At 58.0% G+C, this 20,413-nt stretch carries 27 protein-coding genes and 1 tRNA gene; 18 read left to right on the forward strand and 10 right to left on the reverse strand.

Going from position 1 to position 20,413, the window contains the following annotated elements; genetic code table 11:
- Positions 1–13: 13 nt before the first annotated feature.
- Genes ACZ0AZ_RS18715 through ACZ0AZ_RS18740 form a run of 6 tightly spaced genes read left to right on the forward strand, consistent with a single transcriptional unit; the run spans position 14 to position 5,974 of the window.
- A complete protein-coding gene (locus ACZ0AZ_RS18715) occupies positions 14–1,567 on the forward strand; it encodes a sugar ABC transporter ATP-binding protein (RefSeq protein WP_463537870.1) in 1,554 nt (517 codons plus the stop codon).
- On the forward strand, positions 1,564–2,541 hold the full coding sequence (locus ACZ0AZ_RS18720; RefSeq protein WP_129999117.1) for an ABC transporter permease: 978 nt from the start codon (positions 1,564–1,566) through the stop codon (positions 2,539–2,541). The genes ACZ0AZ_RS18715 and ACZ0AZ_RS18720 overlap by 4 nt, the downstream gene beginning before the upstream one ends.
- 3 nt (positions 2,542–2,544) lie before the next feature.
- Positions 2,545–3,564 (forward strand): LacI family DNA-binding transcriptional regulator, encoded by a 1,020-nt coding sequence (locus tag ACZ0AZ_RS18725; protein ID WP_463537871.1) that lies wholly within the window; start codon positions 2,545–2,547, stop codon positions 3,562–3,564.
- Positions 3,565–3,588: 24 nt separating this feature from the next.
- Positions 3,589–4,506 carry a ribokinase gene (gene rbsK / locus ACZ0AZ_RS18730; protein ID WP_463537872.1) on the forward strand — a complete coding sequence of 306 codons (918 nt, stop codon included), beginning with the start codon at positions 3,589–3,591 and terminating at the stop codon, positions 4,504–4,506.
- Entirely contained in the window at positions 4,503–4,907 is a 405-nt protein-coding gene (gene rbsD / locus ACZ0AZ_RS18735; protein ID WP_039762084.1) for a D-ribose pyranase, read from the forward strand. The genes rbsK and rbsD overlap by 4 nt, the downstream gene beginning before the upstream one ends.
- Positions 4,908–4,945: 38 nt before the next feature.
- Positions 4,946–5,974, forward strand: a complete 1,029-nt coding sequence (locus ACZ0AZ_RS18740; RefSeq protein ID WP_129999114.1) for a nucleoside hydrolase — start codon at positions 4,946–4,948, stop codon at positions 5,972–5,974.
- A 34-nt stretch (positions 5,975–6,008) separates the two neighbouring features.
- Here the strand turns inward: ACZ0AZ_RS18740 and ACZ0AZ_RS18745 are convergent, their stop codons facing one another.
- Positions 6,009–6,209 (reverse strand): hypothetical protein, encoded by a 201-nt coding sequence (locus ACZ0AZ_RS18745; RefSeq protein WP_039762086.1) that lies wholly within the window; start codon positions 6,207–6,209, stop codon positions 6,009–6,011.
- 130 nt (positions 6,210–6,339) lie between these two features.
- Here ACZ0AZ_RS18745 and ACZ0AZ_RS18750 point away from each other — a divergent pair, with 130 nt between their 5' ends.
- Together ACZ0AZ_RS18750 and ACZ0AZ_RS18755 are read left to right on the forward strand one after the other, a co-directional pair.
- Positions 6,340–6,642 carry a hypothetical protein gene (locus tag ACZ0AZ_RS18750; RefSeq protein ID WP_039762088.1) on the forward strand — a complete coding sequence of 101 codons (303 nt, stop codon included), beginning with the start codon at positions 6,340–6,342 and terminating at the stop codon, positions 6,640–6,642.
- A gap of 166 nt (positions 6,643–6,808) precedes the next feature.
- Positions 6,809–7,126 carry an I78 family peptidase inhibitor gene (locus ACZ0AZ_RS18755; protein ID WP_016774047.1) on the forward strand — a complete coding sequence of 106 codons (318 nt, stop codon included), beginning with the start codon at positions 6,809–6,811 and terminating at the stop codon, positions 7,124–7,126.
- Between the two features lie 63 nt (positions 7,127–7,189).
- Here ACZ0AZ_RS18755 and ACZ0AZ_RS18760 read toward each other — a convergent pair whose 3' ends face one another.
- On the reverse strand, positions 7,190–7,402 hold the full coding sequence (locus ACZ0AZ_RS18760) for a cold-shock protein (RefSeq protein WP_003179963.1): 213 nt from the start codon (positions 7,400–7,402) through the stop codon (positions 7,190–7,192).
- 290 nt (positions 7,403–7,692) lie between these two features.
- On the reverse strand, positions 7,693–7,995 hold the full coding sequence (locus ACZ0AZ_RS18765; protein WP_039762092.1) for a hypothetical protein: 303 nt from the start codon (positions 7,993–7,995) through the stop codon (positions 7,693–7,695).
- A 369-nt stretch (positions 7,996–8,364) separates the two neighbouring features.
- Between ACZ0AZ_RS18765 and thrS the strand changes: the two genes are divergently transcribed.
- From thrS to ACZ0AZ_RS18810, 9 genes are all read left to right on the forward strand, one after another.
- Positions 8,365–10,287: a threonine--tRNA ligase gene (thrS, locus tag ACZ0AZ_RS18770; RefSeq protein WP_039762094.1), complete on the forward strand. Its 1,923-nt coding sequence runs from the start codon at positions 8,365–8,367 to the stop codon at positions 10,285–10,287.
- Entirely contained in the window at positions 10,287–10,838 is a 552-nt protein-coding gene (gene infC / locus ACZ0AZ_RS18775; RefSeq protein WP_169432615.1) for a translation initiation factor IF-3, read from the forward strand. The genes thrS and infC overlap by 1 nt, the downstream gene beginning before the upstream one ends.
- A gap of 60 nt (positions 10,839–10,898) precedes the next feature.
- On the forward strand, positions 10,899–11,093 hold the full coding sequence (rpmI, locus tag ACZ0AZ_RS18780; protein WP_002553160.1) for a 50S ribosomal protein L35: 195 nt from the start codon (positions 10,899–10,901) through the stop codon (positions 11,091–11,093).
- A 27-nt stretch (positions 11,094–11,120) separates the two neighbouring features.
- Entirely contained in the window at positions 11,121–11,477 is a 357-nt protein-coding gene (gene rplT / locus ACZ0AZ_RS18785; protein ID WP_002553161.1) for a 50S ribosomal protein L20, read from the forward strand.
- Positions 11,478–11,586: 109 nt separating this feature from the next.
- Positions 11,587–12,603, forward strand: coding sequence for a phenylalanine--tRNA ligase subunit alpha (gene pheS / locus ACZ0AZ_RS18790; RefSeq protein WP_003226365.1), 1,017 nt, complete (start codon positions 11,587–11,589; stop codon positions 12,601–12,603).
- Between the two features lie 26 nt (positions 12,604–12,629).
- On the forward strand, positions 12,630–15,008 hold the full coding sequence (pheT, locus tag ACZ0AZ_RS18795) for a phenylalanine--tRNA ligase subunit beta (protein WP_129999113.1): 2,379 nt from the start codon (positions 12,630–12,632) through the stop codon (positions 15,006–15,008).
- Between the two features lie 3 nt (positions 15,009–15,011).
- Positions 15,012–15,314: an integration host factor subunit alpha gene (gene ihfA, locus ACZ0AZ_RS18800; protein ID WP_002553164.1), complete on the forward strand. Its 303-nt coding sequence runs from the start codon at positions 15,012–15,014 to the stop codon at positions 15,312–15,314.
- Positions 15,295–15,651, forward strand: coding sequence for a MerR family transcriptional regulator (locus ACZ0AZ_RS18805; protein ID WP_003179985.1), 357 nt, complete (start codon positions 15,295–15,297; stop codon positions 15,649–15,651). Before ihfA ends, ACZ0AZ_RS18805 begins: the two co-directional genes overlap by 20 nt.
- Before the next feature lie 89 nt (positions 15,652–15,740).
- Positions 15,741–15,817: transfer RNA gene (locus ACZ0AZ_RS18810), tRNA-Pro, on the forward strand.
- 89 nt (positions 15,818–15,906) lie between these two features.
- Here the strand turns inward: ACZ0AZ_RS18810 and ACZ0AZ_RS18815 are convergent.
- The 6 genes from ACZ0AZ_RS18815 to ACZ0AZ_RS18840 are packed head-to-tail and all read right to left on the reverse strand — an operon-like array spanning position 15,907 to position 19,064.
- Positions 15,907–17,019 carry a tyrosine-type recombinase/integrase gene (locus tag ACZ0AZ_RS18815; protein ID WP_099758550.1) on the reverse strand — a complete coding sequence of 371 codons (1,113 nt, stop codon included), beginning with the start codon at positions 17,017–17,019 and terminating at the stop codon, positions 15,907–15,909.
- The gene (locus ACZ0AZ_RS18820; RefSeq protein ID WP_463570738.1) at positions 17,019–17,231 is read right to left on the reverse strand and encodes a hypothetical protein; all 213 of its coding nucleotides are present in this window, start codon (positions 17,229–17,231) and stop codon (positions 17,019–17,021) included. The genes ACZ0AZ_RS18815 and ACZ0AZ_RS18820 overlap by 1 nt, the downstream gene beginning before the upstream one ends.
- 45 nt (positions 17,232–17,276) lie before the next feature.
- Positions 17,277–17,606: a hypothetical protein gene (locus ACZ0AZ_RS18825; RefSeq protein WP_463537873.1), complete on the reverse strand. Its 330-nt coding sequence runs from the start codon at positions 17,604–17,606 to the stop codon at positions 17,277–17,279.
- Between the two features lie 54 nt (positions 17,607–17,660).
- Positions 17,661–17,972, reverse strand: coding sequence for a hypothetical protein (locus ACZ0AZ_RS18830; RefSeq protein ID WP_463537874.1), 312 nt, complete (start codon positions 17,970–17,972; stop codon positions 17,661–17,663).
- Positions 17,969–18,304 (reverse strand): hypothetical protein, encoded by a 336-nt coding sequence (locus ACZ0AZ_RS18835; RefSeq protein WP_463537875.1) that lies wholly within the window; start codon positions 18,302–18,304, stop codon positions 17,969–17,971. Before ACZ0AZ_RS18835 ends, ACZ0AZ_RS18830 begins: the two co-directional genes overlap by 4 nt.
- A 49-nt stretch (positions 18,305–18,353) precedes the next feature.
- Positions 18,354–19,064: a hypothetical protein gene (locus ACZ0AZ_RS18840; RefSeq protein WP_463537876.1), complete on the reverse strand. Its 711-nt coding sequence runs from the start codon at positions 19,062–19,064 to the stop codon at positions 18,354–18,356.
- Positions 19,065–19,178: 114 nt separating this feature from the next.
- Here ACZ0AZ_RS18840 and ACZ0AZ_RS18845 point away from each other — a divergent pair, with 114 nt between their 5' ends.
- Positions 19,179–19,832, forward strand: a complete 654-nt coding sequence (locus ACZ0AZ_RS18845; RefSeq protein ID WP_463537877.1) for a hypothetical protein — start codon at positions 19,179–19,181, stop codon at positions 19,830–19,832.
- A gap of 44 nt (positions 19,833–19,876) precedes the next feature.
- Here ACZ0AZ_RS18845 and ACZ0AZ_RS18850 read toward each other — a convergent pair whose 3' ends face one another.
- The gene (locus ACZ0AZ_RS18850) at positions 19,877–20,374 is read right to left on the reverse strand and encodes a DUF4406 domain-containing protein (RefSeq protein ID WP_463537878.1); all 498 of its coding nucleotides are present in this window, start codon (positions 20,372–20,374) and stop codon (positions 19,877–19,879) included.
- Between the last annotated feature and the right edge of the window lie 39 nt (positions 20,375–20,413).

The raw sequence follows: 20,413 nt of genomic DNA on the forward strand, positions 1-20,413 counted from the left end.
CATGGAGATTTCTATGTCAGTTTCCGCCCCGAACGCTGTCCTCTCGGTCAGCGGTATCGGCAAGACCTATGCGCAACCGGTGCTCACTGGCATCGATCTGACGCTGATGCGCGGTGAAGTACTGGCGCTGACCGGCGAAAATGGTGCCGGCAAAAGTACCCTGTCAAAGATCATTGGTGGTCTGGTCACGCCGACCACCGGCCAGATGCAATTCCACGGCAAGGACTATCGTCCGGGCAGCCGTACCCAGGCTGAAGAGCTTGGCGTGCGCATGGTCATGCAAGAACTCAATCTGTTGCCGACGCTGTCGGTGGCGGAAAACCTGTTTCTGGATAATCTGCCGAGCAGCGCTGGCTGGATCAGTCGCAAGCAGTTGCGCAAGGCGGCGATCGAAGCCATGGCGCAGGTCGGCCTCGATGCGATCGACCCGGACACACTGGTTGGCGAGTTGGGTATCGGTCATCAACAGATGGTCGAAATCGCGCGCAACCTGATTGGCGATTGCCACGTGCTGATCCTTGATGAGCCGACCGCGATGCTCACGGCGCGCGAAGTCGAAATGCTCTTCGAGCAGATCACCCGATTGCAGGCCCGTGGTGTTTCCATCATTTATATTTCCCATCGCCTCGAAGAACTGGCGCGGGTGGCCCAGCGTATTGCTGTGCTGCGTGACGGCAATCTGGTCTGCGTCGAGCCGATGGCCAACTACAACAGCGAGCAACTGGTCACCTTGATGGTCGGTCGCGAATTGGGCGAACACATCGATATGGGGCCGCGCAAGATCGGCGCTCCGGCGTTGACGGTCAAAGGCCTGACGCGTTCGGACAAAGTCCGCGACGTCTCCTTCGAAGTGCGTGCCGGGGAGATTTTCGGCATTTCCGGATTGATCGGGGCAGGGCGCACAGAGTTGCTGCGGCTGATCTTCGGTGCCGATGCCGCCGACAGCGGCACCATCGCGCTCGGCTCGCCGGCCAAAGTCGTGAGTGTTCGCTCGCCTGTCGATGCCGTACGCAATGGCATCGCGTTGATCACCGAGGATCGCAAGGGCGAAGGGCTGCTGCTCAGTCAGTCGATCAGCGCCAATATCGCCTTGGGCAACATGCCGGAAATCTCCAGTGGCGGCTTCGTCAACAACGGCGACGAAATTTCCTTGGCGCAGCGTCAGATCGAGGCCATGCGCATCCGCAGTTCGAGCCCGACGCAATTGGTCTCGGAACTGTCCGGCGGCAATCAGCAGAAGGTCGTGATCGGCCGCTGGCTGGAGCGCGACTGTTCGGTACTGCTGTTCGACGAGCCTACTCGCGGAATCGATGTCGGCGCCAAGTTTGACATCTATGGTCTGCTCGGCGAATTGACCCGGCAGGGCAAGGCGTTGGTGGTGGTGTCCAGTGACTTGCGCGAGTTGATGCTGATCTGTGACCGGATCGGCGTGCTTTCGGCAGGGCGCCTGATCGACACTTTCGAGCGCGACAGCTGGACCCAGGATGATTTGCTTGCCGCCGCATTCGCCGGCTACCAAAAACGTGATGCGTTGCTCAATGAAGCGGCGCCTAGGGATCTCTCATGAAAACTGCATCTCCTGCCAGTAAACGTAGTGGCAATTTCTTCGGCCTGGGTACTTATCTCGGTCTGGCCGGTGCCTTGCTGGCGATGATTGCGCTGTTCTCGGTTCTGAGCAGCCACTTCCTCTCGTACAACACTTTCAGCACCCTGGCCAACCAGATTCCCGACCTGATGGTGCTGGCGGTGGGCATGACCTTTGTGCTGATCATCGGCGGCATCGACCTGTCCGTCGGCTCGGTGCTGGCGCTGGCCGCATCGACCGTCAGCGTGGCGATTCTCGGCTGGGGCTGGAGCGTTCTGCCAGCAGCGCTGCTCGGCATGGCCGTAGCAGCGTTGGCCGGCACCATCACCGGTTCGATCACCGTGGCCTGGCGGATTCCATCGTTCATCGTCTCCCTCGGCGTGCTGGAAATGGCCCGTGGCTTGGCCTATCAGATGACCGGGTCGCGCACTGCTTACATTGGCGATGCGTTTGCCTGGCTGTCGAATCCGATCGCGTTCGGCATTTCCCCGTCGTTCATCATTGCTTTGCTGGTTATCTTTATCGCGCAGGCAGTTTTGACCCGCACTGTTTTCGGCCGCTACCTGATCGGCATCGGTACCAACGAAGAGGCGGTGCGTCTGGCCGGGATCAATCCCAAACCCTACAAGGTTCTGGTGTTCAGCCTGATGGGTTTGCTGGCGGGTATCGCTGCGCTGTTTCAGATTTCGCGTCTGGAAGCGGCTGACCCGAACGCAGGCTCTGGCCTGGAACTGCAAGTGATCGCAGCGGTGGTTATCGGCGGCACCAGCCTGATGGGCGGGCGCGGTTCGGTGATCAGTACGTTCTTCGGCGTGTTGATCATTTCCGTGCTCGCGGCCGGACTCGCGCAGATTGGTGCGACGGAGCCGACCAAGCGGATCATCACCGGTGCGGTAATCGTTATCGCTGTGGTGCTCGACACCTATCGCAGTCAACGCGCCAGTCGCCGGGGCTGAACCATGGCAACGATCAAGGATGTAGCGGCGCTCGCGGGCATTTCCTACACGACTGTGTCGCACGTGGTGAACAATACCCGTCCGGTCAGTCAGGAAGTGCGGCGCAAAGTCGAGGCGGCGATCAAGAGTCTCGACTACGTGCCCAGTGCCGTGGCGCGCTCGCTGAAAGCCAAGACCACCGCGACCATCGGTTTGCTGGTACCGAACAGTCTCAACCCGTACTTCGCCGAATTGGCGCGGGGAATCGAGGATTACTGCGAGCGTAACGGCTACTGCGTGATCCTTTGCAACTCCGACGACAATCCGGACAAGCAACGCAGTTATCTGCGCGTGTTGCTGGAAAAACGCATCGACGGTTTGATCGTAGCCTCCGCTGGTGGTGACAGTGGTCTGGCCGAAGGGCTGGCGGGTGTGAAAACGCCGATGGTCATTGTCGACCGCGGCCTGGAGGGTGTGAATGCCGATCTGGTGCGCATTGACCACGAATACGGCGCTTATCTGGCAACCCGTCACCTGCTCGAGTTGGGGCATCGCGACATCGCCACGATTGGAGGCCCGGCCAGTACCAGCGTGGCGCAAATGCGTCAGGCCGGTTATTGCCGAGCGCTGCAAGAGGCAGGAATAGAAGTGCGCGAAGAGCGCATGCTGGGAAGCGACTTCACCAGCACCGGAGGTTACAACGCCACTGCCCGCTTGCTTGAAAGCAATCCGCCGAGTGCGATTTTTGCTGGCAACGACATGATTGGTATCGGTGTGCTGCGTGCGGCGGCCGAACGTAACGTGCGAGTGCCGGCCGAATTGTCGGTGATCGGCTTCGATGACATTCAGATGAGCCGTTATGTCTATCCGGCGCTGACCACGGTCGGCCAGTCGATCCTGCAATTGGGCGAGATGGCCGCCGAGGTGCTGTTGCGCAGGATTGCTGTGCCGGATTCCGGCACCGATCAACGCATCGTGACCCCGAGCATTGTCCTGCGCGAATCGACCGCGCCGCTGTCCGGCGTGTTCACCGAATATCGCTGAAACCGAATTGATGAGTAGTGATGTATGCCAGCAAATGTAGTGGTAATAGGCAGCCTGAACATGGACCTGGTCACCCGGGCGCCAAGGCTGCCGCGCGGTGGTGAAACGCTGATCGGACATTCCTTTGCCACCGTGTCGGGAGGCAAGGGCGCCAATCAGGCGGTTGCCGCTGCTCGTCTGGGCGCGCAGGTGGCGATGCTCGGTTGCGTCGGAAATGACGACTACGGTGTGCGATTGCGCGATGCCTTGCTCGCCGAGCACATCGACTGCCAGGCTGTCAGTGTCGTCGAGGATTCCAGTGGCGTGGCGCTGATTGTGGTGGATGACCACAGCCAGAACGCCATCGTCATTGTCGCCGGTGCCAACGGCGCAATGACGGAAGCAGTTATTGACCGTTTTGATGCGGTTTTGCAAGCCGCCGATGTGGTGATCTGTCAGCTCGAGATTCCCGATGCGACAGTCGGTCATGCGCTCAAGCGTGCGCGTGAACTGGGTAAAACCGTCATCCTCAACCCGGCCCCGGCCAGCCGTCCTTTGCCGGCAGACTGGTTCGCGGCGATCGACTATCTGATTCCCAACGAGAGCGAAGCGGCCGCATTGAGCGGGATCGCGGTCGACTCGCTGCAGTCGGCAGAAACGGCTGCCACCCAATTGATTGCCATGGGCGCCAGCAAAGTCATCGTCACCTTGGGCGCGCAGGGCTCGTTGTTCGCCGATGGCAAAGGCTTCGAACATTTCCCCGCGCCGACCGTGAAGGCGGTCGATACCACGGCGGCAGGCGACACGTTTGTTGGTGGTTTCGCCGCAGCCCTGGCCGGCGGCAAGTCCGAGGCCGAGTCGATTCGCTGCGGTCAGGTCGCCGCTGCACTGTCGGTTACCCGCGCCGGTGCACAACCGTCGATTCCAACCATGTCCGAAGTACAGGCGTTCAGACCCGCATGAAAAAGACTCCTTTGCTCAACGTCGCGCTGTCGCGACTGATCGCCTCTCTTGGCCACGGTGACATGGTGGTGATTGGCGACGCCGGTTTGCCGGTGCCGCCGGGCGTCGAGTTGATCGATCTGGCGCTGACCCATGGTATCCCTGACTTCGTCAGCACCCTGAAAGTCGTGCTCAGCGAAATGCAGGTAGAAAGCCATGTGCTGGCCAGAGAGATCTTCGATAAGCGGCCCTCCGCGCTGGCCGATCTGGACGCGATGAACGAAGAGGGCGCGCTGGGCCGTAGGGATCTGCTCACCCACGAGCAGTTCAAGGTGCTTAGCCGACAGGCCAGGGCGATCATTCGTACAGGAGAATGTCAGCCGTACTGCAACATCGTTCTGGTCGCCGGGGTTACATTCTGATTTCTGATTTCCGATTTCACCTGCACAAGGAATGCGCCATGCAACGCTATGCTGAGAAACTTCACCAACTGATCCGGAGCCTGCTGCTTTTGTCCGTGATAACTGCGACCGGCGCCCAGGCGGCGGAAAAGATCGACTTGATCATCGATACCGATCCCGGCGCTGACGACGTGGTCGCCTTGCTCTTCGCTCTGGCGTCGCCGGATGAATTGAACATCCGTGCCCTGACCACCGTTGCCGGCAACGTGCGCCTGGACAAGACTTCGCGTAACGCACGGCTGGCTCGCGAATGGGCAGGGCGCGAAGATGTACCGGTTTACGCCGGTGCGCCGAAACCGCTGATGCGTACGCCGATCTACGCCGAGAATATTCATGGCAAGGAAGGCTTGTCGGGCGTGACGGTTCACGAGCCGAAGAAAGGCCTGGCGAAAGGAAATGCGGTCAATTATCTGATCGACACGCTTAAATCCGCCAAGCCGCACAGCATCACCATCGCCATGCTCGGCCCGCAGACCAACCTGGCGCTGGCGTTGATCCAAGAGCCGGAGATCGTTCAGGGCATCAAGGAAGTGGTGATCATGGGCGGGGCGCATTTCAACGGTGGCAACATCACCCCTGTGGCTGAATTCAACCTGTTCGCTGATCCGCAGGCTGCCGAGGTGGTGCTCAAGAGCGGGGTGAAACTCACCTATCTGCCGCTCGATGTGACCCACAAGATTTTGACCAGTGACGCGCGCCTGAAGCAGATTGCCGCGCTGAACAACAATGCCAGCAAGATCGTCGGCGACATTCTCAACGAATACATCAAGGGCGATATGGAGCATTACGGCATTCCCGGTGGCCCGGTGCATGACGCGACTGTTGTGGCGTATCTGCTCAAGCCTGAGCTGTTCACCGGTCGGGCAGTCAACGTCGTGGTGGACAGCCGGGAAGGGCCGACATTTGGTCAGACCATCGTTGACTGGTACGACGGTTTGAAAGCGCCGAAAAATGCATTCTGGGTTGAAAATGGCGACGCGCAGGGTTTCTTCGATTTGCTGACCGAGCGCCTGAAACGCCTTAAATAAGCCCTCTGATCCGCAGGTCACTGCCTGCGGGTTTTCACTGCGTGTGTTCGGCCGCTACGATGCGGTAGCGTTCGAATACCTGGTTGATGAATTGCTGCGCCGCCTCGATTCCCAGCTCCTTGACCAATAGATCAATGCCGATCAGCGCCAGCTCCTCCGTCGTGCCGGGGCTGTAAGAGCTGTGGCCGTCCGCCCATTTGGCTTTGATGTCGGCGTCGATGCTGAGGCTGGTCATGAGAAGGCTCGAAAGGTCAGGATGTCGGTTTTTCGAGTTAACCATTTTGCGCGGTGTTTGGCACTGCGACTTAGGCATGAGCGGGGCGCTATGCGACACTTGGTCTTTTCCGCCTTCCAAGGACCTTGTTGTGCAAATCGATCTGAATAGCCCTGACGGCCTCACGCTCGAAGCAGTGCGCCAATTGCTCGCCTCGGCCAGTGACGACGTACACAACCAGTTGCGCGTGAGCAAAGATGGCATCGCCTATCTGTCCACCGTGACCGGCGGGCAGGATATTGACGGTCTGCGGTTTCGCCTGGAAACCTGGGCAAAGGGCTCGGGCTATGTAGGTAACGTCGCAGCCAGCGATGAAGTCTGGGTGACGCAGATTTTCAACGCCCTCAGGGACAACTGGCCGAACCCGCCGTATGACTACATCGACGTTTATTGAGCGTCGTTAATATTCAGTCACGATTGTTTGCTGAGTCGCCGCGCGCAGCTCAGGCAAACTCGGCATTTTTCCGCGCGTGGGGCAGGCATCGCTTGGGGCGTGAAACCAAACGCCGAGCTGGCGGTCGCACGATCTCTGCTTAAACATTTGAAAACAAGGAGGCTTCATGCCTTTGAAGTTCGCGACACTGGGTGCACTGATGGCTGCGGCGCTATTGGCTGGTTGCAGCACAACCTCCAGCGAGTCGGCAAAGGAACCCGTGGCTGCTGAATCGGGAAACAGCCGCTGCGAAGCATCGGCAGCGCAATTCGCCATCGGCAAGAAGGCATCCCCTGAATTGCTGGATCAGGCACGTGCCAAGGCTGGGGCGCAAAATGCGCGCTTCCTCAAGCCGAACGACATGATCACCCTGGAATACCGCTCCGACCGCCTGAACCTGAACACCGACAACAACCTGGTGGTCACCCGCGTCAACTGCGGCTAAGTCTTTTTTTCAGGCATAAAAAACCCCGTCACCAGGACGGGGTTTTTTTAGTGCGCCGAGAAATTACTCTGGGCGAACTTGTGCAGCTTGCATACCCTTTTGGCCTTTCTCAGCCACGAAGGAAACAGTCTGGCCTTCTTTCAGGCTTTTGAAACCGTCGCTTTCGATAGCTTTGAAGTGTACGAACAGGTCGTCACCGCCACCTTGAGGAGTGATGAAGCCGAAGCCTTTTTCATCGTTGAACCATTTAACGGTGCCGGTTTGGCGATTAGACATGGTGTATCTCCAAGAAACATATATTTTCAGTAGTACTGTGCTGCTCAGGCCAACTGGGCACACCCGGATATCATAGTCGAAATGTTCGCTTTGGGAGCCCCCCGGACGTGCTGTTTGCCAATCAGTCGTGTTTTCTTTACCGCCTGTTTCTGCTGAAAGCCCCGGTTTGAAAGGCTTGCAGCGAAACGTAAAGACGATAAAAAAACCTGTAAAACCTGCATAAATCGTCTGAAAAGCTTCATTTCCAGCACTTTTTTCCGCCTTTCAGCCGACCAGAATGCGCGGTTTTATTATTTTTTCGCCGGAGGATTTGCCTTGCATTTGGCGATCTGGCCGAGGGCTTTCTGTTGCAGTTCAGGAGTCGCCTTGTTGTCCATCAGTGCCTGAATATCGCTGGCCGGATAGGACTTGATGGCGTCGGCACCGCAAGCGCAGTGGGATTTCGCTGCGGCAGCACCGATTTGCTGGGTGGCAGCCTGAGTGCACTGGGCCATGTACTTCTCGCGCTCGCCTTTTGGCCAGTCGGCATGGGCGCTCAGTGGCAACAGCAGAACGACGGGGGCGACGAGGGCGAATAAGCTTTTCAGACGCATGCGAGGATGCTCCTTGTGGGTCAATGTCTTGTTATCTGAGGGCGCGACGGCCGATCAAGTTCAGCACTCTGGCATAAAAACGGACATTTCGCCTTCTGCCAAATCAAGGCGTGGGCGACCGCTCATCTGTGCTAGCATGCCGGGCTCAAGCGTTCTCAGGCTTCGGATGACCTTCAGTCCCGAAGCGGTCGGCGTGCGAATTTTTCGATTTGAATCCCAGTCACTCTGGTTCGGTTTTCCGGTTGGCCGCAAGGCTCCTGCCGCTGTAAGGCAGGCGTTCGTCATTGAATGGCCTGGATCGGATCTTGTACTGGCTCATCCCAACCCACGTGACCTTTGGTAGGGGTCACCACTAGGAGAGGAGGCGCCATGCCAACTATTACTCTTCCCGACGGCAGTCAACGTTCATTCGATCACCCGGTTTCCGTAGCCGAGGTCGCCGCATCCATTGGTGCAGGTCTGGCCAAGGCCACACTCGCCGGCAAGGTCAATGGCCAACTGGTCGACGCCAGCGACATCATCAGCAGCGACGCGACCCTGCAAATCATTACGCCAAAGGATGAAGAGGGGCTGGAGATCATTCGCCACTCTTGCGCGCACCTGGTTGGCCACGCGGTCAAACAGCTGTACCCGACCGCGAAGATGGTCATCGGCCCGGTCATCGACGAAGGCTTTTATTACGACATCGCCTACGAGCGTCCTTTCACGCCGGAAGACATGGCGGCCATCGAACAGCGCATGCAGCAGCTGATCGAGAAAGATTACGATGTCATCAAGAAAGTCACTCCGCGCGCTGAAGTGATCGAAGTGTTCAAGGCTCGCGGTGAAGACTACAAGCTTCGCCTTGTCGAAGACATGCCGAACGAGCAGACCATGGGTCTGTACTATCACGAAGAATATGTCGACATGTGCCGCGGCCCGCACGTGCCGAACACACGCTTTCTGAAATCCTTCAAGCTGACCAAGCTGTCGGGCGCCTACTGGCGCGGCGACGCCAAGAACGAGCAATTGCAGCGCGTTTACGGCACCGCCTGGGCTGACAAGAAGCAGCTGGCGGCGTACATCCAGCGCATCGAAGAAGCCGAGAAGCGCGATCACCGCAAGATCGGCAAGCGCCTGGGCCTGTTCCACACCCAGGAGGAATCCCCGGGCATGGTGTTCTGGCACCCGAACGGCTGGACGCTTTACCAGGTGCTCGAGCAGTACATGCGCAAGATCCAGCGCGACAACGGCTATCTTGAGATCAAGACTCCTCAAGTTGTCGACCGCAGCCTGTGGGAAAAGTCCGGGCACTGGGCCAACTACGCCGACAACATGTTCACCACTCAATCGGAAAACCGCGACTACGCCATCAAGCCGATGAACTGCCCGTGTCACGTGCAGGTGTTCAATCAGGGCCTGAAGAGCTACCGCGAGCTGCCGATGCGTCTGGCCGAGTTCGGTGCGTGCCACCGTAACGAGCCGTCGGGTGCGCTGCACGGCATCATGCGCGTGCGAGCGTTCACTCAGGACGACGCGCACATCTTCTGCACCGAAGAGCAGATGCAGGCCGAGTCCGCTGCGTTCATCAAGCTGACCATGGATGTCTATCGCGATTTCGGCTTTACCGAAGTCGAGATGAAACTGTCCACTCGTCCGGAAAAACGCGTCGGCTCCGATGAACTCTGGGATCGCGCTGAAGCAGCATTGGCTGCAGCCCTTGATTCTGCTGGCCTGCCGTACGATCTGCAGCCGGGCGAGGGTGCCTTCTACGGGCCGAAGATCGAGTTCTCGCTGAAAGATTGTCTCGGTCGCGTCTGGCAGTGTGGTACCTTGCAGCTCGATTTTAACCTGCCTGTCCGTTTGGGCGCTGAATACGTCTCTGAAGACAACAGCCGCAAACACCCTGTGATGTTGCACCGTGCGATCCTCGGTTCGTTCGAGCGTTTCGTCGGGATTCTGATCGAGCACTACGAAGGTGCGTTCCCTGCGTGGCTAGCGCCGACCCAGGCGGTGATCATGAATATCACTGATAAACAGGCAGATTTTGTTGCAGAGGTTGAAAAAACTCTCAACGAAAGCGGATTTCGTGCCAAGTCCGACTTGAGAAATGAAAAGATCGGCTTTAAAATCCGCGAGCATACTTTGCTCAAGGTTCCCTATCTTTTGGTTATCGGAGATAAGGAAGTCGAGATGCAGACTGTCGCTGTGCGTACTCGTGAAGGTGCTGACCTGGGCTCGATGCCCGTCGCCCAGTTCGCTGAGTTTCTCGCGCAAGCGGTTTCCCGGCGTGGTCGCCCAGATTCGGAGTAATTATTATTAAGCGTGAAATGAGACAAGATAAACGAGCTGCACCGAAAGCCCCGATCAACGAGAATATCTCGGCACGCGAGGTTCGGTTAATTGGCGCTGATGGCGAGCAGATTGGCATCGTCTCGATTGATGAAGCGCTTCGTATCGCTGAAGAAGCAAAGCTTGATCTGGTGGAAATTTCCGCAGATGCAGTCCCACCTGTTTGCCGGGTGATGGACTACGGTAAGTCGATCTTCGAAAAGAAGAAGCAGATTGCCGCGGCGAAGAAAAACCAGAAGCAGATTCAGGTTAAAGAAATCAAGTTTCGTCCAGGGACGGAGGAAGGGGATTACCAGGTAAAACTGCGCAACCTGGTACGTTTCCTGAGTGACGGGGACAGGGCCAAGGTATCCTTGCGATTCCGCGGCCGTGAGATGGCCCACCAGGAGCTGGGGATGGAACTCCTCAAGCGGGTTGAACAAGACCTGCTTGAGTACGGTTCGGTCGAACAGCATCCTAAGATGGAAGGACGCCAGCTGATCATGGTCATCGCCCCGAAAAAGAAGAAGTAATCAACAGGGCACGGCAGGCCTTCTGATTATGTTTATCAACTGAATGCGGAGTATCCGAACATGCCAAAAATGAAAACCAAAAGTGGTGCTGCCAAGCGGTTTCTGAAAACTGCTAACGGCATCAAGCACAAGCACGCTTTCAAGAGCCACATCCTGACTAAAATGTCGACCAAGCGTAAGCGTCAACTGCGCGGTAGCAGCTTGCTGCATCCGTCTGACGTGGCAAAAGTCGAGCGCATGCTGCGCCTTCGTTAATTTAGTCAAGAATAGAGGAAGTAACTCATGGCTCGTGTAAAGCGTGGCGTCATTGCCCGTAAGCGTCACAAAAAAATTCTGAAACTTGCTAAAGGCTACTACGGCGCACGCTCCCGCGTATTCCGTGTTGCCAAGCAAGCGGTAATCAAGGCAGGCCAATACGCCTACCGTGACCGTCGTCAGAAAAAACGTCAGTTCCGCGCTCTGTGGATCGCTCGTATTAACGCTGGTGCTCGTGTTAACGGTCTGTCCTACAGCCGTTTCATCGCTGGCCTGAAAAAAGCGTCCATCGAGATCGACCGCAAGGTTCTGGCTGATCTGGCAGTGAACGAAAAAGCGGCGTTTGCTGCGATTGTCGAGAAAGCTAAAGCCACCTTGGCTTAAGTACCCCCGACAGTCACCCGGCCTCACCTCTGTGGGGCCAGGTGTTAAACGTCATAAATAGGGGAAGAGCCTTCAAGCTCTTCCCCTATTTTGTATCTGGAGTCTGTACATGGAAAACCTGGATGCGCTGGTCTCTCAAGCACTAGAGGCTGTGCAAAGCGCTGAAGATATCAATGCCCTGGAGCAAATCCGGGTTCAATACCTTGGCAAGAAGGGCGAATTGACTCAGGTGATGAAGACCCTGGGGAATCTGCCGGCAGAAGAGCGTCCGCAAGTCGGCGCGCTGATCAACGTTGCCAAGGAGCGTGTTACAGGCGTTCTCAATGCGCGCATGGCATTGTTTGAAGAAGCCGAGCTGGCTGCCAAGCTGTCTGCCGAATCCATCGACGTGACATTGCCGGGCCGCGGCCAGACTTCTGGCGGCCTGCATCCGGTCACCCGGACTCTGGAGCGCGTCGAGCAGTTCTTCACCCGCATTGGCTACGGCATCGCCGAAGGCCCTGAGGTCGAGGACGACTATCACAACTTTGAAGCGCTCAACATCCCAGGCCATCACCCGGCCCGGTCGATGCATGACACCTTCTATTTCAATGCCAACATGTTGCTGCGCACACATACCTCGCCGGTACAGGTCCGCACCATGGAATCAAAGCAGCCGCCGATCCGCATCGTCTGCCCAGGCCGCGTGTATCGCAGCGACTCCGATATCACCCACTCGCCGATGTTCCATCAGGTCGAAGGCTTGCTGGTCGATCGCGATATCAATTTTGCCGATCTCAAAGGCACCATCGAAGAATTCCTGCGGGTGTTCTTCGAGAAAGAACTGGCCGTGCGTTTCCGTCCTTCGTATTTCCCGTTCACCGAGCCATCCGCCGAAGTCGATATGGAATGCGTGATGTGCAGCGGCAAAGGCTGCCGCGTCTGCAAACAGACAGGCTGGCTGGAAGTGATGGGCTGCGGCATGGTTCACCCGAACGTGCTGCGCATGTCCGGCATCGACCCGGAGGAGTTCTCCGGCTTTGCCTTCGGCATGGGCGTCGAGCGTCTGGCCATGCTCCGTTACGGCGTGAACGACTTGCGTCTGTTCTTCGACAACGACTTGCGGTTCCTTGCGCAATTTCGCTAGTCGTAACGAATTCTTAGGAGAGCAGGATGAAATTCAGTGAACAATGGCTGCGCGGCTGGGTTAGCCCGCAGGTAGATCGCGATGAGCTGGTTGCTCGTCTGTCGATGGCCGGTCTTGAGGTCGATAGCGTTACGCCGGCCGCCGGTGTATTCAGCGGCGTGGTGGTGGGTGAGGTGCTGAGCACCGAGCAGCATCCTGACGCCGACAAATTGCGCGTGTGCCAGGTCAGCAATGGTACGGAAACTTTCCAGGTCGTGTGCGGAGCGCCAAACGTGCGCCCGGGCCTGAAGATTCCGTTCGCCATGATCGGCGCGGAACTGCCGGGCGACTTCAAGATCAAGAAGGCCAAGCTGCGCGGCGTCGAGTCGAACGGCATGCTGTGCTCGCAAGCCGAGTTGCAAGTCGGTGAAGGCAACGACGGTCTGATGGAGCTGCCGGCCGATGCGCCGGTGGGCGAAGATTTCCGCGTGTATCTGGATCTGGAAGACGCCAGCATCGAGGTTGACCTGACCCCGAACCGTGGCGACTGCCTGTCCCTGGCCGGTCTGGCCCGGGAAGTCGGTGCCCTGTACGCCGTGCCGGTGACTCGCCCTGTAGTGGCTGCGGTTGCAGCGGTACACGACGAAGTGCGTTCGGTCGAGGTGCTGGCGCCCGCAGCCTGCCCACGTTATCTGGGCCGGGTCATCCGTAACGTCGACCTGTCCAAGCCTACGCCGCTGTGGATGGTTGAACGTCTGCGCCGCGCCGACGTGCGCAGCATCGACGCTGCGGTCGACATCACCAACTACGTGATGCTCGAGCTGGGTCAGCCGCTGCACGCTTTCGATCTTGCCGAAATCAATGGCGGCATTCGTGTGCGGATGGCTGAAGAGGGCGAGAAGCTGGTTCTGCTCGATGGTCAGGAAGTCAGCCTGCGTAGCGATACGCTGGTCATCGCCGACCACACTCGTGCACTGGCGATCGCCGGCGTCATGGGTGGCGAGCACAGCGGCGTTTCCGCGACCACGCGCGATGTGTTCCTTGAATCTGCGTTCTTCGATCAGATCGCTGTTGCCGGTAAGGCGCGTTCTTACGGCTTGCACACCGACGCTTCGCATCGCTACGAGCGTGGCGTTGACTGGCAGCTGGCCCGTGAAGCCATGGAGCGCGCCACGGGCCTGCTGCTGGAAATCACTGGTGGCGAAGCTGGTCCGGTTATCGAAACCGTCAGCGAGCAACATCTGCCGTCGATTGCGCCGATCACCCTGCGTGGCCAGCGCATCACTCAGATGCTCGGCATGGAAATGGATTCGGCACAGGTCGAGCGTCTGCTCAGCGCCCTGGGCCTGAACATTGCCGCTGAAGGGGAAGGGCAGTGGCGCGTTGAAGTGCCAAGCCACCGCTTCGATATCAGTCTGGAAGTCGACCTGATCGAAGAGCTGGCTCGTCTGTACGGTTACAACCGTCTGCCGGTTCGCTACCCGCAAGCGCGTCTGGCGCCACAAGCCAAAGCCGAAGCGCGTAGTGATCTGCCTGAGCTGCGTCGTCTGCTGGTTGCTCGTGGTTATCAGGAAGCGATCACTTACAGCTTCATCGATCCTCGTCAGTTCGAGCTGTTCAATCCGGGCGTCGAGCCGCTGTTGCTGGCCAATCCGATCTCCAACGACATGGCGGCCATGCGTTCGTCGCTGTGGCCGGGTCTGGTCAAAGCGCTGCAGCACAACCTCAATCGTCAGCAGGATCGCGTGCGTCTGTTCGAGAGCGGACTGCGTTTCGTGGGTCAGCTTGACGGCTTGAAGCAAGAGCCAATGCTGTCCGGGGTTGTCTGCGGCAGCCGCTTGCCGGAAGGCTGGGCGCAGGGTCGCGATACCGTCGACTTCTTCGACGTCAAGGCTGACGTGGAAGCAGTACTGGGTTTCGCTGGCGCCCTGGATTCGTTCACCTTTGCTCCGGGTAAACACCCGGCGCTGCATCCAGGTCAGACCGCGCGGATAGAGCGTGAGGGTCGTGAAGTGGGCTTCATCGGTGCCATTCACCCTGAGCTCTCGAAAACGCTGGGTCTGGATCGTCCAGTGTTCGTCTTCGAGCTGGTGCTGGCGGAAGTGGCACTCGGTAAAATGCCGAAATTCCACGAGTTGTCGCGCTTTCCTGAAGTGCGTCGTGACCTTGCACTGATCGCACATAAAGACGTCGCGGCCTCGGCTGTGCTGGACGTAATCCGTGAAAATGCAGGCGAATGGCTCACAGAGCTCAGGCTGTTTGACGTATATCAGGGTAAAGGTATTGATCCTGATAGAAAAAGCCTTGCAGTCGGCTTGACCTGGCAGCATCCATCGCGCACTCTTAATGACGATGAGGTGAATTCGACGACGCAAAATATCCTCACCTCGCTCGAACAAAGGTTGAACGCCACGTTAAGGAAGTGACGTATGGGGGCTTTGACGAAAGCTGAGATGGCGGAACGTCTGTATGAAGAGCTGGGCCTGAACAAGCGGGAAGCCAAGGAATTGGTAGAACTGTTTTTCGAGGAAATCAGGCACGCTCTTGAAGACAACGAGCAGGTCAAATTGTCCGGTTTCGGCAATTTTGACCTTCGGGACAAACGCCAGCGGCCAGGCCGCAACCCGAAAACGGGGGAAGAAATCCCGATCACGGCTCGCCGTGTGGTCACCTTTCGTCCAGGGCAGAAGTTGAAGGCCCGAGTTGAGGCTTATGCTGGAACCAAGTCATAACGACGAACTACCCGTCATCCCGGGCAAACGCTACTTCACCATCGGTGAAGTCAGCGAGCTGTGTGCCGTAAAGCCACACGTGCTGCGCTACTGGGAGCAGGAGTTTCCTCAGCTCAACCCCGTCAAACGCCGCGGAAACCGCCGGTATTATCAGCGCCAGGACGTGCTGATGATCCGCCAGATCCGTGCGCTCCTTTACGATCAGGGTTTCACCATCGGGGGCGCACGTCTGCGCCTGTCCGGCGACGAAGCCAAAGACGACACCACCCAGTACAAGCAGATGATCCGGCAGATGATTGCGGAATTGGAAGACGTGCTGGTAGTGCTCAAGAAATAAAAAGCTGCGTTTGAATACTTCCAGTTTTCAAACGCTTGCGATATATTCTTGAGCGTTCTTCGAGGTGAAGAACGCAACGCAACATCAGTCGGGGCGTAGCGCAGTCCGGTAGCGCACTAGCATGGGGTGCTAGGGGTCGAGTGTTCGAATCACTCCGTCCCGACCATTATTCCTGATTATAATCAGACACTTAAGCCGATCAGATGGATCGGCTTTTTTGTGCCTGCGCAAAACCCGCGCAAAACTTGCGCAAAACTACCCGGTGATTTCGCTGATATTCAGATCAGGAATTGCCTCTGACCAGACGATCTCGGCATGGTCCTTCTGGTAGTTCTTCGTCATGGTCTCGCTGGCGTGGCCGGCGATCTTCTGACCGTCCTTCCCGGCTTTCTGATACAGGTGCAGCGACAGCGCTCGCACTTCATGGAAGCCCGGCATTTCCTCTTCCTTCCATCCCTTGTAACAACCTGCCGCCTCCCGGGCCTCTTTGAAGGCTCGCGTCAAATATCGCTCTTCGACCTGAGTCCAGTGGTCCTTCGTCTGCGCCTGCTTCTGCTTTTTGCGATCGGGCCTACGGTGGATCAGGTACGGTGAGACGATGTCATCCCGGCAACGGCTGATCACCGCCTGGAGTTCTTCGGTCACTTTGAACCGGATCCACGCCGCGTCGCTGGCCTTGGCCGTCTTCTGCTGAACCACATACAAAAACCCTTCCCGAACACCATCGAACCGCATATTCAAGATGTCCGTCCGGCGCTGCGCGGTGATCAGTGCCAGGTCGATTGCGTTCTGCAGCCAGAACGGTGACTTCTCCCGAATGGCCTTCAGGCCCTCGACGGTGTGTCGCTTGCGCTGCTTCTTCTCAATTCGATTGATGGTGCTGGCGGCCGGGTTATCCGGGCACAGCCCTTTTGCCGCTGCGTGGTTGAAGATGTCGATCAGCAGCGCGCGGCACTGGTTGGCAGTGCGCGGGGTGAGGGCGTCCAGCATCTCCGCGATCATGCGGATCGTGATCTGATCGATGGCTTTGCCGTCGAACTGTTTCCTGAAACGACGGAAATGCACGGCGTACAAGCCCAGCGTTCCTTTTGCGAGTTCCCTCGGCGGCAGAACGTCGCGTTCGTATGCGTCCAGGAAGCCGGCGAACGATTCCGATGTGCTGCCCATCACGGCGCCGACCAGGTCAGCGCCGCGCATGAACTCCAGATTCAACTGCTTCGCGGCATCGATCGCCTTGATCCGGTCAGACCCGAACTGGAACCACTTACCGTCGGTGGGCCGGCGGTAGCGATAGGTCGAGCGCCGCGAATCGAAATACAGGTTCTGCGGTAGGCTCTTGTTCGCCTTGTTGCGCGGCCGTGGGACCATCATGCAGCTCCTTTCAATACCATCGCGACCAGATCATTGCCGTCTGACCGGCTGAAGGCTGTCCAATCAACGTACCAGAGTTTGCCGATTTGCTCGCCGGGCAACTTGCCGTTTCGGATGTAGTTGCGGATCGCCTGGGGGCAGGGTGGTGTTCCGTTTTCACCCCAGCGCCGGCGCTGGAACTCACTGATCTTGATCAGCTCTTTTTTCATTGGTGATGCTCCATGCCGCGCGTGGCGGCAGAAGGTGGTGATGGGTTAATCCATTTGGTACCAGACGCCGCAATCGACGCCTTCGGATTGCAGCGACTTGTGCATGGCCTGCACGCCGGCATAGCGCCGGTTACCCTGGCCATCAAACGGCGCGCCGAGGTGAAAGGCTCGGGCGTGGTAGGTGCTGGCTGACTGCATCCAGCCATGAAGTCCGGCATCGTGGAGCGTCTTCTCGCGAAGAAGGCCGACGCGCAGATAAACGCGATCGAGGTTCGCGGTACCGCCATCGTCCGGTGCAGCTGCTGCCGCGGCTTTACCGGCTTCAATGGCACGCGCGACTGCTGCCACCACTTCTGGCAACTGTTCTTTTTTCATGGGTACACCTCGCCCGCCGTACACCGGCAGGCTGTTGAGTGGTAGGGGTTATTGCTAGATCAGTTCGGCGGGGACTTTCACCGCGGCGCCGCGCTTGGCGAAGATCACGGCGCGGAACACGGCGATGGTTCGGGTTTCGCCGGGCTGGCGGTTGAACGGGTCGTTTGTCGCGTCGGCCAGCCATTGGTGCCGGTGGCCAGCGTCGACCCAGACGCCGTACTTCGTGATAAGCCGCTCGGCGTCGGGCAGGGCGAAGAGTTGCAACTGACCGGTGCCCGGCTGCTGCTCACCCTCAATCGCGTTGATCGCCCAGTCCAGCGCCGGGCCGGTCAGTTCCTCGGTGCGGACGCTGACCATTCGGTTCATGGCTTCCAGCGCCTGCCAACGCGATAAACCGTCATCAGGTTGTGATGGAGCGGCACCTTGAGCACATGGTCGAAAAACTCACCCTTGCCGGAGATGAAACCAGTTGGCACCTTGGTTCCTCTGGTCCCGAATTCTCGCCAGCATTCTTCGCCGCCGTTCTTGTCCCAGTAGGCGCGCTCGCGTTTTGGAATCTCGTCGTAGGTTTTTTCGAACACGGAGATATCCGGGATATCACAGATCCGGCGCCATGCTGGATTTCGCTTGCACCAGTCGGCGGCATGCTGAGCAGCTTGATCGGCCGAGTAAAATTCTTTGGTGTTTTGTTCGGTCATCACCGCGGCCCCTTGTAGCAGTACACGTAGGAGAACCAGGCGAGGGCGATCATGGCGTCACCCGTTTGAACTCGACGACCCAGACCCACGGGTTGGCGTCCCAGTCGCCGCCGGTCGAGTTCCAGAGGTTGCCGAAAGCCCAGCGTGGCGCGCCCAGGCATTGTTCATGACTGGTTGTCTTGTCCCACATCCAGCCATCGCGCTGCGGGTGATGTTCCTTCGGCGCCGGGCAGTCGCCGACCTCGGTCCAGCCTTTCCCGGAGTGACCGCACTTGCGCCCGTAATCGGTGAAGAAGCAGCCTTCAGCTTGGGCCTGTTCATCACTGATGTCCTGCAACCGCTCGACGCGCAAGTCGGTGATCTCCAGCAGGATGCGGCAGGCCCAGCGCGGCATGTGGATGCTTGGCTTCCACGTCGGTTGCTCTTGCTCATAGGGAGCCAGTCCATCGGCGGCGTACACCAGTTCGCCGTCCTCTCGCGATTGATCAAGGTCATGCATGTCGGCGGGCTGTAGGTACGGGCCTTTCTGAACTTCGAAGTGATCGCAGTACCAGGTCTCGCGCACCCAAAGCCGTTCGCCGATCTGGCCGAACGGGCAAAGCTCATTGGCTGAAAGCGCGACGAACTCCGGCGCGAACTCTTCCAGCCATTTCAGGGCTGACCCTTTGACCGGTCGCCGCGTTACCGTCTTCCGGCCATCCTGAATGGCGCGCACCATCGGCGCCGAGAACAGGATCGGCCGTTCCTTTATTTGAGACATGGGTCGTCCTTGCCGCTATAGCGGCTGACTTTGAAGGGGAGGGGAGGTTTTTTCTTTCAGCCTTTCAATTCCGGAGTTACATTCGTAAATCCTAGGAAAAGGCTGGCCAAAAAAATGGATGCAGAGTCGACAAATCTCGCGATCAAGCGTGCCGAGCAAGTGCTCGATACCGCCTATTTTGGACTTAAGGTTCTCAAAAGTGGCGCTCCATCAGCGCGATCAGCGGGCTTGAGGAACGTCTTGGTATTCGGAAGATCCGTGACATTTGTTATACAAAATCTGCGATCCATTGTTGGTGAGTCCAGATTCAATAGCTGGTACGCACCGTTTCAAGATCAAATGCGTGCCGATCCTCTTATGCGTTATTTCGTCGAGGCCAGAAACAATCTGGAAAAGCAGGGGCGCTTAGATGTTTCTGTATCAGCAACGATCCATAGTCTCAACGGTAATGACTTAGCAAAGTTAGAAAAGCCGCCGTTCGAATCCACATCATTTTTCATGGGTGATCAGAACGGTGGATCTGGATGGGAGATGGACTTGGGTGGTGGTGAATCGATCAAATACTACGTCAGTATCCCCAAATCTGTTGGAGAGGTCCGCCAAGTTTTCCATAGCTTGCCAGAGAATATTCCGCAGGAACTCAGGGATATGAGTACGGATGAGCTTTGCTCCATCTACCTTCAAAAATTATCGAAACTTCTTGCAGCGACCAAGGAAGAATTTCTCATAGGGCCGAAAGAGCGGCCTTACCTCCGGTTGGTCAAATAGCTGTATTACGCTAGAGAGCGGCTGCTTCAGGCATCGCGGCGTAATTACGGCATCGATACCAGATCATGGGCATTCACAACCTTCATGCCGAGCTCGCGGGCAATGTGCACTTCGAGCCGGGCGCCTTTCGAGTTCTCCCAGCCGGGCAGCACCGCGACCTGACCGCAGAGGCCGAGGCGGGTCAGGTCGTAGGCCATGTAGTCGGCCCAGTCAGCACCGTCGACGACGCCGTGCTCTGCCGGGTTTTCGACGACATAGCCCCGGGCGCGCAGATCAGCGGCCATCTTGTTGAAGGCGGGGAAGTTGAAGTCTTCGAAGCCAGTCATCGGCCCGGCCAGGTACAGGCGGTTGGCGCGGTCGGCAGCGAGAGTCACGCCCGGCGACTTGGCCAGCTCGGCGCCACGGTCCAGACCCATTGCGTAGGCTGCATCCTGAAACACCATCAGCTCATCGGAGAAACGTTCGATTTTTCCGACGTACTGCTGGTGCAGACGCTCAATGGCTGCATGGTCGGCTGGGTGATTTCGGTTTTCTGTGGGCATTGGGCGTCCTATGCCGGGGCATGCCCGGGCGGTGGAGGG

It is taken from the genome of Pseudomonas sp. AC239 (assembly GCF_979258545.1).